This window comes from Fictibacillus sp. 18YEL24 (assembly GCF_015903855.1).
Classification (GTDB): Bacteria; Bacillota; Bacilli; order Bacillales; family Fictibacillaceae; genus Fictibacillus; species Fictibacillus phosphorivorans_C.
This window is the reverse complement of sequence record NZ_JACZDT010000005.1, coordinates 352,214-364,645: the sequence shown is the minus strand read 5'-3', so window position 1 is coordinate 364,645 and position 12,432 is coordinate 352,214. Positions and strand designations below refer to the sequence as shown.

At 37.5% G+C, this 12,432-nt stretch carries 13 protein-coding genes; 8 read left to right on the top strand and 5 right to left on the bottom strand.

The window, feature by feature from the left end:
- The first annotated feature begins 76 nt into the window (after window positions 1-76).
- From HU823_RS17285 to yugI, 3 genes are all read left to right on the top strand, one after another.
- Window positions 77-1,459 (top strand): class II fumarate hydratase, encoded by a 1,383-nt coding sequence (locus HU823_RS17285; RefSeq protein WP_144698376.1) that lies wholly within the window; start codon window positions 77-79, stop codon window positions 1,457-1,459.
- A 229-nt stretch (window positions 1,460-1,688) separates the two neighbouring features.
- A complete protein-coding gene (gene asnB, locus HU823_RS17280; RefSeq protein ID WP_144698378.1) occupies window positions 1,689-3,605 on the top strand; it encodes an asparagine synthase (glutamine-hydrolyzing) in 1,917 nt (638 codons plus the stop codon).
- 80 nt (window positions 3,606-3,685) lie between these two features.
- The gene (gene yugI, locus HU823_RS17275) at window positions 3,686-4,105 is read left to right on the top strand and encodes a S1 domain-containing post-transcriptional regulator GSP13 (RefSeq protein ID WP_066397183.1); all 420 of its coding nucleotides are present in this window, start codon (window positions 3,686-3,688) and stop codon (window positions 4,103-4,105) included.
- A 39-nt stretch (window positions 4,106-4,144) separates the two neighbouring features.
- Here yugI and HU823_RS17270 read toward each other — a convergent pair whose 3' ends face one another.
- A complete protein-coding gene (locus HU823_RS17270; protein WP_137788525.1) occupies window positions 4,145-4,381 on the bottom strand; it encodes a DUF378 domain-containing protein in 237 nt (78 codons plus the stop codon).
- Window positions 4,382-4,577: 196 nt separating this feature from the next.
- Here HU823_RS17270 and HU823_RS17265 point away from each other — a divergent pair, with 196 nt between their 5' ends.
- The 3 genes from HU823_RS17265 to HU823_RS17255 all read left to right on the top strand — a co-directional run bounded on the left by HU823_RS17265 (window position 4,578) and on the right by HU823_RS17255 (window position 7,797).
- Window positions 4,578-5,741 (top strand): iron-containing alcohol dehydrogenase, encoded by a 1,164-nt coding sequence (locus HU823_RS17265; RefSeq protein ID WP_144698380.1) that lies wholly within the window; start codon window positions 4,578-4,580, stop codon window positions 5,739-5,741.
- A gap of 173 nt (window positions 5,742-5,914) precedes the next feature.
- A complete protein-coding gene (locus HU823_RS17260) occupies window positions 5,915-7,264 on the top strand; it encodes a glucose-6-phosphate isomerase (RefSeq protein WP_197222819.1) in 1,350 nt (449 codons plus the stop codon).
- Between the two features lie 128 nt (window positions 7,265-7,392).
- Window positions 7,393-7,797 (top strand): YugN-like family protein, encoded by a 405-nt coding sequence (locus HU823_RS17255; protein WP_144703296.1) that lies wholly within the window; start codon window positions 7,393-7,395, stop codon window positions 7,795-7,797.
- Between the two features lie 36 nt (window positions 7,798-7,833).
- On the opposite strand, the gene HU823_RS17250 is transcribed toward HU823_RS17255, so the two are convergent.
- The 3 genes from HU823_RS17250 to HU823_RS17240 form a co-directional block, all read right to left on the bottom strand.
- On the bottom strand, window positions 7,834-8,598 hold the full coding sequence (locus HU823_RS17250; protein ID WP_144698384.1) for a potassium channel family protein: 765 nt from the start codon (window positions 8,596-8,598) through the stop codon (window positions 7,834-7,836).
- A 104-nt stretch (window positions 8,599-8,702) separates the two neighbouring features.
- Window positions 8,703-10,424: an anti-sigma-I factor RsgI family protein gene (locus HU823_RS17245; RefSeq protein WP_197222818.1), complete on the bottom strand. Its 1,722-nt coding sequence runs from the start codon at window positions 10,422-10,424 to the stop codon at window positions 8,703-8,705.
- Window positions 10,424-10,855: a hypothetical protein gene (locus tag HU823_RS17240; RefSeq protein WP_197222817.1), complete on the bottom strand. Its 432-nt coding sequence runs from the start codon at window positions 10,853-10,855 to the stop codon at window positions 10,424-10,426. The genes HU823_RS17245 and HU823_RS17240 overlap by 1 nt, the downstream gene beginning before the upstream one ends.
- Window positions 10,856-11,026: 171 nt before the next feature.
- Between HU823_RS17240 and HU823_RS17235 the strand changes: the two genes are divergently transcribed.
- Window positions 11,027-11,287: a hypothetical protein gene (locus HU823_RS17235; RefSeq protein ID WP_231607518.1), complete on the top strand. Its 261-nt coding sequence runs from the start codon at window positions 11,027-11,029 to the stop codon at window positions 11,285-11,287.
- 104 nt (window positions 11,288-11,391) lie between these two features.
- Here the strand turns inward: HU823_RS17235 and HU823_RS17230 are convergent, their stop codons facing one another.
- The gene (locus HU823_RS17230) at window positions 11,392-11,742 is read right to left on the bottom strand and encodes a hypothetical protein (protein WP_144698392.1); all 351 of its coding nucleotides are present in this window, start codon (window positions 11,740-11,742) and stop codon (window positions 11,392-11,394) included.
- A 125-nt stretch (window positions 11,743-11,867) separates the two neighbouring features.
- Between HU823_RS17230 and HU823_RS17225 the strand changes: the two genes are divergently transcribed.
- Window positions 11,868-12,413, top strand: a complete 546-nt coding sequence (locus HU823_RS17225) for a flavodoxin family protein (RefSeq protein ID WP_186320616.1) — start codon at window positions 11,868-11,870, stop codon at window positions 12,411-12,413.
- The last annotated feature ends 19 nt before the right edge of the window (window positions 12,414-12,432 follow it).

Here is a 12,432-nt window from a genome sequence, read left to right as displayed (position 1 = left end):
GCGATTATTGGAAAAGGGTTACATCTTTTTTAAGAAGGGGATACAAGAAATAAGGATATTAAAGGAGGTAAAAACTTTGGATAACTTTCGGATTGCCAAAGATACATTAGGTGAAGTAAAGGTTCCAAAAGAGGCTTATTACGGAGCTCAAACTCAACGTGCGGTTGAAAATTTTCCGATCAGCGGTATTCGGTTACCGTTCTCTTTTATTAAAGCACAAGCCATTATTAAAAGTAGTGCAGCACACGCGAATAAAGAATGTAAGGCATTAAGTGATGAAAAAGCGAACGCCATTATCTCAGCAGCTGATGAAGTAATAAAAGGAGAGTGGAGAGATCAATTTGTTGTAGATGCTTATCAAGCAGGAGCTGGAACTTCTCAGAATATGAACATGAATGAAGTGCTTGCCTCACGCGCCTCTGAATTAATAGGCGGAGAAAAAGGAGATTATTCACTTATTCATCCAAACGACGATGTAAATATGTCACAATCCACTAATGATACGATTCCTACAGCTATACAAATATCTGTAGCATCTGAACTTCATGAAACGCTTTACCCTGCTTTAAGTCGTTTGATTCAAATGTTAAGAGAAAAAGAGACTGAGTTTCATGAGATTATTAAAGCGGGCAGAACACATTTGCAGGATGCTGTTCCTATTCGACTAGGAAGTGAATTCAAAGGTTACAGAGGAACTTTAGAATCGGTTCAACATGCATTGAAACACTCAGAAACTTTTTTATATGAACTAGGTTTGGGTGGAAATGCAGTAGGAACAGGAATAAATGCTCATCCTGATTATGCGGAACTCGCGATAAGACAGATCGCTCAGAAAACTAATCTGCCGTTTACAAAAAGTGATAATACATATGCTTTTATGCAAAACACGAATGCAGCGATTCGAGTAAGCAGCCATCTAAAAGAATTAGCTGTCCATCTTATCAAAATATCGAGTGACCTTAGATTGTTAAGCAGCGGCCCTCGGACAGGTTTTGCTGAAATCATGCTGCCCGCTGTTCAGCCAGGATCATCGATCATGCCAGGGAAGATCAACCCGGTCATTTTAGAGAATATGTATATGATCTGTTCACAAGTAATAGGCAATGATGTATGTGTTTCTACAGCAGCGATCGGAAGTCAGCTAGAAATCAATGCAATGATGCCTGTCATCGGCTTTAATGTACTTCAATCCATAAAGATCTTAAGCAATGGAATGATGATATTTACTGAAAAATGTTTAAAGGATATCAAAGCAAATGAAGAAAATATTCAAAATTGGCTGGAGAAGAGTCTCTCACTTGTAACAGCTCTAAACCCTCACATAGGATACGAAAGGGCAGCAGCAGTAGCCAAGGAAAGTTTTGAGACAGGCAAAACATTAAAAGAAGTGCTAGTGTCAAAAAAGATATTATCTATAGAAGATGCAGACCGAATCTTAGACCCAAATTCAATGATTTGAAAATAGTCTTGTAACTTTTAAATCGCTTTTCTCGACAGATATAGTACAGATTCCTTGTTTTTCATATTATTAACAAATAATTAGTGAAGATTGGAATTTACAGAGTTATAATAGAGAAGTTCATTCACATATAAAGGGAAATAAATAATATTCTGGAAAACCAATTAGTTAACTTGGTTTAATAAATGGAAAGTGGACATTTGAACTGTTTTTGGGGAGGAACTTGAAAATGTGCGGTTTTATTGGATATATGTTAAATACGCCTGAGACGGTAGAACAAAACGAAACGGAACAATTAATTAATATGACAAATATCATTACTCACCGAGGTCCAGATGATAGTGGTCATTTTGTAGATCAATATGTTCGTTTCGGGTTTCGCCGTCTGAGCATCATTGATATTGAAAGTGGTAAACAACCCCTTTCGTACGAAGATGACCGTTATTGGATTATCTTTAATGGTGAAATTTATAATTATGTTGAAATAAGAAAAGAGTTAGAAGATAAAGGGTTTCGCTTTAAAACTCACTCTGATACTGAGGTTATTCTTGCCTTATTCAGTGAAAGAAGAGAAAAAGCATTTACAGAACTTCGTGGAATGTTCGGGTTTTTAATCTGGGATAAAGAAAAGAAAGAACTTTATGGAGCACGAGACCGTTTTGGGATCAAACCTTTTTTCTATCTTGAGGATGAGGAAGGTCTTTACTGTGCTTCCGAAAAGAAAAGTATAACCGTTGTTAAGGAGAAACAAGAAGTAGATGCTGAAGCACTACATCATTATTTAACGTATCAATTCGTGCCTGAACCTATGACCTTAACAAAAGGAATTAAAAAGCTTGAACCAGGGCATTATTTTGTAAAAAAAGCAGGCAGACCTATTTCTATTCATTCGTATTGGAAGCCTAGTTTTAAACCAAGTAACTTGACGCTTGAAGAAGCAAAGGAAGAAATTCGTTCTGTAATGCGCGATTCTGTAAAAGTTCATATGCGTTCTGACGTTCCTGTAGGAGCATTCTTGTCAGGGGGAATTGATTCAAGTGCGATTGTCGCTTTGGCAAGTGAACTGCATCCTTCGTTAAAAACATTTACGGTTGGATTTGAAAGAGAAGGATTTAGTGAGATTGATGTAGCTGTTCAAACAGCGGCTGCACTAAACGTTGAAAACATTCACTATCTCGTAAAGCCTGAAGAATTTATCAAAGAACTTCCTAAGATCATTTGGCATATGGATGATCCAGTTGCTGATCCAGCAGCTGTTCCTCTGTATTTTGTTGCGCGTGAAGCAGCTAAACATGTGACCGTTGTTCTTTCAGGAGAAGGTGCAGATGAGTTGTTTGGAGGCTACAACATCTATCACGAGCCTCACTCGTTAAGACATCTTTCTTCATTGCCAAAAGGTCTTGCAAAAGGATTAGCTGCTATTGCAAGTGTTTTACCTGAAGGTGTTAAAGGAAAGAGTTTCATGGAACGGGGAAGTATGACCATCGAAGAAAGATATATTGGTAATGCGAAAATGTTCTCAGAGAATGAAAAAAGCAAGCTACTAAAAGAATATCGTCCTGCTTATAACTATAAAAATGTAACAAAGCCATTGTATGATCAAGCAAGAGCTTTTCACGATGTTCATAAAATGCAATATATTGATCTGCATACTTGGATGAGAGGCGACATTCTCGTTAAAGCTGATAAGATGACGATGGCTCATTCGCTTGAACTGAGGGTACCTTTCCTTGATAAAGAAGTATTTGATGTAGCTTCAAGGTTGCACCCTAGTCTCACAGTAACGAACGGAACAACAAAATACGCATTAAGAGAAGCGATGAATGGAATTGTTCCAGATTCTGTCTTGCACCGCCGTAAGTTAGGATTCCCTGTTCCAATTCGACACTGGTTAAAAAATGAGATGTACGATTGGGCTAAACAACTGATCCATTCAAGCCATACAGAACATTATTTAAATAAAGATGTGGTATTGGATCTGCTAGAAGGGCACCGAAATGGCAGAGGCGATTATAGTAGAAAAATATGGACAGTGCTCATGTTTATGTTATGGCATCAAATAAATGTTGAGAAAATATATCAATTTGGTAAAGACCATACACCGAAGCATGAACAAATTCTTGAAATGACGGTCTCAAGTCAATAAAACACTCTCTTTATTAGTTTTGCTTGTACGATTTAGTTATGTTATACTTAACAGGTTAAAAAATAGTTAGGAGTGTTTTCATGAATTTTGAAGTAGGTAGCATTGTTGAAGGTAAAGTTACAGGCATTAAGCCTTTTGGTGCGTTCGTTGCATTAAATGATAATGTACAAGGTCTTGTACACATCTCTGAAGTTTCACATGGTTTCGTTAAAGATATTAACGATGCATTGAGTGTTGGTGACGTTGTGTCAGTAAAGGTTCTTTCTGTTGACGAAGACAGCAAGAAGATTTCACTGTCCATCCGACAAACACAGGAAGCTCCAGCTCCTGCACCTAAAAAAGAACGCCGTCCTGGTGGATTCAACAACAATAACAAAAAGAGCAACACAAACAACCAAGACGCTAACAAAGGTTTCAACACTCTTGAAGCAAAACTTAAAGATTGGTTGAAAGAGTCTACAGATCGTCAGGCTCAACTTAACAAGCGCCTTAAAAAGTAATTAAAAAACCTCTCGATTGAGAGGTTTTTTTATATCCTTTTATACGCGGTTATGTTCAGTGCGGCCTTCTGGGCTAAGTTCTTCAGAAGGTTTAAACAATAATGTTAAACAGTATAGACCTGAAAGACCAACTAAGCCATAAACGATTCGGGCTAGAGCAGCGTCTTGACCTCCAAAAATAGCGGCTACTAGATCGAATTGGAAGAAACCAATCAGACCCCAATTGATAGCTCCAATAATAACTAAAGCAAGTGCGAAGCGCTGTAATCCACTCATGTCATTCCCTCCTCTTTATATAAATAGAAAAAGCCTCTTTAGGGTGTCAATTATTGCCTATATTTATTCATTCCCTAATTCTGTAGCATGAAACAAAGGATAAAAACACATGCTAGTATTCGGTAAGCTAATTACTTTACATTACATTTCATGTCCCACATAATACGGATTAACCATGTAAGAAGGAGAGATATCGATGAACGAATATATATATTACAATCCGACTCGATTAGTATTTGGTAAAAATCAAATTCAAACTTTAAAGGACGAACTAGGGAAATTCGGAAAGAAAGTCCTCGTTGTATATGGTGGAGGAAGTATTAAACGAAACGGTTTGTTTGATGAAGTCATGAATGAACTAAATAAGATGGATGCAGAGGTTAGTGAGCTTTCAGGTGTGGAACCAAACCCGAGAGTTTCTACTGTTCGTAAAGGCGTAGAAATTTGTAAAGAAAAAAACATTGATGTTTTATTAGCCGTGGGTGGCGGAAGTGTTATTGACTGTACAAAGGCTATTGCAGCTGGGGCAAAGTATGATGGAGATGTATGGGACATTATTACTTTAAAAGCTCAAGTAGAAGATGCACTTCCTTTTGGAACGGTACTTACACTTGCAGCAACAGGATCTGAAATGAACTCAGGTTCTGTTATCACGAACTGGGAAACGCAAGAGAAATATGGTTGGGGAAGTCCGCTTGTATTCCCTAAATTTTCAATCTTAGATCCGACTTATACCTTCTCTGTTCCAAAAGATCAAACGATTTATGGAATAGTAGATATGATGTCGCACGTGTTTGAACAATATTTCCATAACGCTACAAACACACCTCTACAAGATCGCTTTGCTGAATCTATCCTACTAACGGTAATGGAAACGGCACCTAAGCTTTTAGATGATCTTGAGAACTATGAGTTGCGTGAAACAATCCTTTATAATGGAACGATGGCACTTAACGGTACACTTCAAATGGGTGTTCGAGGTGACTGGGGAAGTCATAACATTGAACATGCTGTTTCAGCAGTCTATGATATTCCACATGCTGGCGGCTTAGCTATCCTTTTCCCTAACTGGATGAGACATAACGTGGATACGAATGTGGCTCGCTTTAAGCAGCTTGCCGTTCGCGTGTTTAATGTTGAAACAGAAGGAAAGTCAGATAAAGAAGTAGCTCTTGAAGGTATTGATCGTCTGTCTGCTTTCTGGACGTCACTTGGGGCTCCAAATGCATTAAAAGACTATGACATTGATGATTCAAAACTAGACCTCATTGCAGATAAAGCAATGGCAAGAGGTGAGTTTGGGAACTTCAAGAAACAAAATAAAGAAGATGTACTCAACATTTTGAGAATGTCTTTGTAAATCATCTGTAAAGCAAGCCATATAAAAAGAGGGGAGTGACCTTTCTTTTTATATGGCTGCTTTTTGAATATTTCGTCTTTTGTAAAGAAAACGATTACATTTGTCTGGTTTCTTGATTTGGTCCTTGTACTTGTATAAAGTGAAAGAATAATGATGTTCTAGGAGGCTTACATATGACAAAAAAGCTTAGTTTTGATTATAGCAAGGCCCTTTCTTTTATTGGTCAGCATGAAGTAGATTATCTGACAGGTGCGGTGAAAACAGCTCATGAAGCGATTTATGAAAAAACTGGCGCGGGGAATGACTTTCTCGGCTGGGTTGATCTTCCAGAAAACTATGACCGTGAAGAGTTTAGCCGAATCGTAAAAAGTGCGGAAAAGATTAAAAGTGATTCTGATGTATTGATTGTTGTGGGAATTGGTGGTTCTTATTTAGGAGCACGTGCAGCGATTGAAATGTTAAATCATTCATTCTATAACCTTTTAGCAAAAGAAGACCGCAAGACTCCTCAAGTATTCTTTGCTGGACAGAACATTTCTTCAACATATGTTAAAGAACTTTTCGATGTATTAAAAGATAAAGATGTATCTGTAAATGTGATTTCTAAATCTGGTACTACTACTGAGCCTGCGATCGCGTTCCGTATCTTTAGAAAGTTCTTAGAAGAAAAGTACGGAAAAGATGAAGCTCGTAAACGTATTTATGCAACGACTGACAAAGCTCAAGGTGCATTGAAAACACTAGCGAACGAAGAAGGTTACGAATCCTTTATCATTCCTGATGACGTTGGTGGGCGTTATTCTGTGCTAACTGCTGTAGGTCTGTTGCCGATCGCAGTAAGTGGAGTAAATATCGAAGAGATGATGAATGGTGCAAAAGAAGCAGCAGCTGATTTTAACAATCCAAACCTTGCAGAGAACCAAGCGTACCAATATGCTGCAGTTCGTAATGCACTTTATAATAAAGGCAAAACTATCGAACTGATGGTTAACTACGAGCCAGGTCTTCACTATGTATCTGAATGGTGGAAACAGCTTTACGGTGAAAGTGAAGGAAAAGACTACAAAGGAATCTATCCTGCATCCGTCGACTTCACTACAGATCTTCACTCAATGGGGCAATACGTTCAAGAAGGACGTCGTGATCTATTTGAAACCGTGTTATACGTGGACCAAGCACGAGAAGAAATTAAGATCGAAGAAGATGATCAGAATTTGGATAAACTTAATTTCTTAGCAGGTCAGACAATGGACTTTGTTAACAAAAAAGCTTTCCAAGGAACAATGCTTGCTCATACAGATGGTGGGGTTCCTAACCTTGTCGTAAGTATTCCTGAAATGACACCATATCATTTTGGTTATCTCGTGTATTTCTTTGAAAAAGCATGTGCGGTGAGTGGATACTTGTTAGGTGTAAATCCATTCGATCAACCGGGAGTAGAAGCATACAAGAAAAACATGTTTGCTTTACTTGGTAAACCAGGATTTGAAAAAGAAAAAGAAGAATTAGAAAAACGTCTATAATCAATTTTTCTAGCCTGACTCAGAGCATTTCATGAGTCAGGCTTTTTTATATTTTTCTAAAATATAGCTCAAATAATCTTCTCTTTCTTTGGAAACGCTAAGAAATAGATTATGAAGGGGTGACGATGATGAAACCGATAAAAAGCAGTCTTGAAAATGAGTGTTGTGCACTGAACGAAGCTGAAGATGTATTGAAAGGAATGGGCTTCTCTTATGGAGGAAACTGGGATTATGATCACGGATATTTTGATTATAAGCTGGATGATGAAGTCGGGTACACGTTTTTAAGAATTCCTTTTCAAGCCATTGATGGCCAGTTAGATAAAAAGGATACGACGATTCAATTTGGAGAACCCTTTCTATTGGCCCACAAATATCAAGTAGGGCTTGATGATAATGCTGAAACAGGTAACATCTCTGGAAGTTTTAATCAGTTTTCAGAACCACAAGATCCTGATGCAACGGTTGATCAAAAGTGGATTGGCATAGCCAAAGAATTAGTAAAGAAGGTAGAAACAGCCGTTTTAAATTAAAAAACAGATAGACGTGACTGCTATCTGTTTTTCTTATCATATCTCTTTTGCAAGGCTAGAGACCATTGCATGTGAAGCCAAGTTCGATGTGTGTATAATATGATTTGCACCCGCCCGTTTTGCGTTTGTCGTTTGATCTGTTGTTAACACTTCTGCATGAATGGATACTGTAGGATTTAAGCCTCTAGCTGTTAGAATAGATAGAATCGTGTTCGTATCGGCTTCATATTCCTTTAAGTTTGCATCTGCTGTGATCAGGATGGTATGTGCCTGCTGAATATGTGCCATCAGCCACGTATGATCTTCACTAGGTTTAGCATGAATAAAATGAATACCTTCAACATATAATGGATTTTCTTTTAAAGATTCATCGATTAGAACGATATGGTTCGATTTAAGTTTTTCTTTAAGAGCTTGAATCGTATGTCTAGCTCGTTCGTTCCAGCCAACTATAATAAAGTGATCTTTGTTCTTATACATACTTTTCCCCTCGAAAAAACGATTTTCTCTTTTCACAACAGAACTTGCTAGATGAACAGTTAAAAAAGCAAAAAAGGATGCGCCAATGAAAACAAGGAAGATAGCTAGTAACCTTACTTGCGTTGTTTCTGGAGTGAAGTCTCCGTATCCAACCGTTCCTGCCGTAATAACTGCCCAATAGAATCCTTCAAATAACGTCGGAAATGTTTTCTTTTCTAAGAGGTGAGCTAAACTAGCGCTTAAGAATAGAATGCTAAAAAGAATGATGGCAAGTCGAATCAGCATCGGCATTCTTAAATAAGCATAGTAAATTGATCGCATACAAACACTCTCCTCCTATTCTCACTATTGCCATAAAAGTTAGGTGTCTATACGGTATGCAAAACAAAAACCCCAAGACTAATCCAAGTCTTGGGGTTTTTCCATTATGAAGCTTCTTCTAAAAGAGGTTCTTCAATGGGAGAATCTGAGGCTTCTTCGTTCTCCACAGTTTGTTGTGGTGCTTTAGAAGCTTCAGCTTGTTCAACTTCTTGTGTGAACGCAGAAGTTGGTGTAGGGCATGAGTGTTCTTTTGAAACATTCTGATGATAAGTGGCTAATGCTTTTTGTTTTAACTCAGCATCAGTAACATTCGATGTTACTTTGATGCGTACTTCTATTACGATACCATCAATAATAATTTCAATGTAAATCCAATGTTCTTTAGGAGTCTCCTCTTTAGGAGTCTCCTCTTTAGGTGTTTCTTCTTTAGGAGTTTCTTCTTTAGGAGTTTCTTCTTTAGGTGTTTCTTCTTTAGGTGTTTCTTCTTTAGGTGTTTCTTCTTTAGGAGTCTCCTCTTTAGGGGTCTCCTCTTTAGGCGTTTCCTCTTTAGGAGTCTCTACTTTAGGTGTCTCCTCTTTAGGTGTTTCTACCTTTGGCTTATCTTCCTTAGGTGCTTCTTTAGGTATATTTTCTTTCGGTACTTCTGGTTTAGGTTTTTCCTCTTTAGGTAATTCCTGTTTCGGTTTATCTTCTACAGGTTTATCCTGCTTAGGTCTCTCCTCCTTTGGTGCTGTTACTACAGGTACACTCTTTGTAGGAGTTTTGTGTGTATTCTTGTCTTGTTCTCCTGCAGAAGGAGCAGGGGTATTTACATGTTTTTCAGGCTCGATTTTTACTGGTTTCTCAGCAGGCTTTTCTTCCTTTTTTGGAGAAGAAGGAATTTCAGCATGACTGACAGGTAATTCGAACGTTTTCTTTTGCTGAGGTTCTTGTACTTTTTCTTGAACCGGTAGTATTTCCTTCTCGAACTTTACTTCATTGCTTGAATCTTTTATATCTAAGATAGGAAGAGGTGGTTCGTATACAAGATCCACTTTTTTGCGATCAGAGGCTTCTACTGTTTCAATCTCTTCTTTTAAAAGCTCTTTGATCGGTCCTACCTTTTCAGATATTTCTTCGATAGTAAGACTGGAGATTTCGTTCTTTGTGATATTCTTACCTGACTTCTTAGCTGCCTTATAAATCGCATAGTGCCCAGGTGACATTTTCATCTTTTTAGATTGTTCACGTTCTTTAGAACTCATCACGATGGTGGTCATCTCTATTGAGTTCTTTTTAGCTTTCTCCGTCATGACTTTATTCACTTGTTGTTTGATTTCTTTTTCCTTATCAGCTGGTATTTCCTCAGATAAAGTTGTAGTGATCAATACTTCTTCCTTTGACTTCAGATAGCCAAGGTCTTCACATGTTTCAAAAATAAGGTCAGTTACATGTTCGATTTTTTCATTTTCCCAATCGTTCAACCGATCAAGAACCATATGTCCTTGCTGATTATAAGCAAAGATATCAAGAACTTTCATATCTTCATCGATCTTTAACTCGAGACTAGGATCCATGTTTATACCGACATATGCATATGCTCCAGGTCCAGATATCGGTGCAAGGACTTGAAAGAACAAGAGGAAGATCGCTAAAGCTACAGCAGTTCCGGTTTTCCAGTTAAAGATAGAAAAAGCAGTTTTTTTGTTCTCTTGTTTTACTGGAAGACGGATTTCTTGACCGACCATATAGGCAGCGTTGGTATTCTTAATCTTTTTAAATTCTCCGCCCTCAGCAAGAACGATGACATGGCGTTTGTTAACTTCTACAATAATCGCTTTGTTCATTAGTGTTTTCCTCCCGTGCCAGGAACATATTGCAGCAACACTTGATAATTTTCTATAAAAATAAGGGTAAGAGCGGTTATGTATTCTCGCTGTTTTTTCATGGTGTGCTTCTGATGCTGTGTACTTTCATTATGAAGAAGGGGCAACCGTTTCCACGTTAAAAAGTAATTCCGCATCTCAGGATCTTTCGAGATCTCTTCAGCAACTTTTATAGCTTGTTGTCTGTTTTCAACATCCTTAGGAGTGCTGGAGACTAAGTGACTAAACTCTATTCCATATTCTTTTAGACGCATTTTAAAATGCGATATTTCTTTTGCAGGATCTGGTTCATCTGTTGCATTCGTGCATAGACTCAACGATGAATGTGAAGACGGTGTTTCAAATGCAGGCTGAAATGATTTATTTTTTTTCGAAAACCAACGGCGGATCAATTGTTCCCCCTCCTTCCAACGAATATGTAAAATAATATATTTCAAGATAATAATAACCAAATTATTATAGTATACTTTCCTATTAAAAAATAGGGAAGAAAGTCACAAGAGTAGATTTTTATGAAGTTTGATAGCGCTCATAGATGGAAAAACTGAGAGTGGGTGATGAAGTTGAAATATAATAAGGAAGATCGAGAGAAATATAGTGAAGCGATAGATCGCATGCAAGAGGGTTTAGACAGCATGATTGATTTGTACAACGAAGCTGAAGATGATGAAGAGCTGATTCAATATGATGAAGAGGTCATAGCGGCAATCAGGCAAGCCAAAGAAAGCTTTGGAGAGGATTTTATCAACCAAAAGATAAACACGATCGTTAAAGAAGTGCTCTCACTCATGCAAGGGGGTCAGACCCCCAACAAAGACAAATAGTGCTTCTTTGTACATCTCACTAGGACAGTCGTAACCTTCAAAACTAAACACCCGCCTTCAGTTATTTAAGAAGGCGGGTGTTTGGTTTTCTTATAGAATGCATATCATAGAACATACATAAAGATCGGAAACATGTTCCAGCATAACCATAGTGTAAAGATAAATAGAATAGAGATTGGAATAGACACTGTGTACTGAATCCATCTTGTTGTTCCTGAACTGAGCTGCCACACTTTACGAACGACAAGGATGAACAAAGGTATGGTCAATAGAAGAAAGAATAATCTTACCCAATATACATAAGTCACAGTATCAGGTGTTAATGAGAATAAAGAGATGAAGCACACGATGCCTATTATTCCATATAACGGCCAGATGACTTGTTTCATCTTCTTAGAATCATGTATTGTTAGAAGAGAGAATGCAATTAAGCAGATAATGGTGTATACAATCATTATAGACCTCCTAACTTGTTATCTTTTACTCTATTCTCTGTTTTTAATTTTTATGAGATTACTATAAAATCAAAAGTAATTCTAGTAAAAACAAGATATGTAACAGAAAGGTGATAAGAATGAAAATCGCAGTAATCAACGGAAGCTCAAGAGAAAACGGAAATACGGATGCTCTGACTCAAAAGGCATTAGACGGGATTCCGTATACTTCTTTTTACCTCAAAAACCACAAGATAAATCCTATAGATGATCTACGCCACGATGAAGGAGGATTTGTTAAGGTAGACGACGATTATGAAGAGTTAATCAACCAGATTCTACAGCATGACGTACTTATTTTTGCTACTCCTGTTTACTGGTATGGAATGAGTGGGGTTATGAAAAACTTTGTAGATCGTTTCTCACAGAGCTTAAGAGATGAAACATTAAACTTTAAGAAAAGCATGAGCGAAAAAAAAGCTTATGTAATTATAGTTGGCGGAGACTATCCTCGAATAAAGGGACTACCATTAATTCAGCAATTTCAATATATATTTGACTTTTTAGGTACTGAATTTGTTGGCTATTTAATAGGTGAAGCAAATGCACCTCATGAGATTTTATCCGACTCTAAAAGTATAGGAGATGCTCTATCGTTTAATAAAGCTTTATTGAAGCACACTGATAAATAGTCAGTGTGTTTTTCTATAT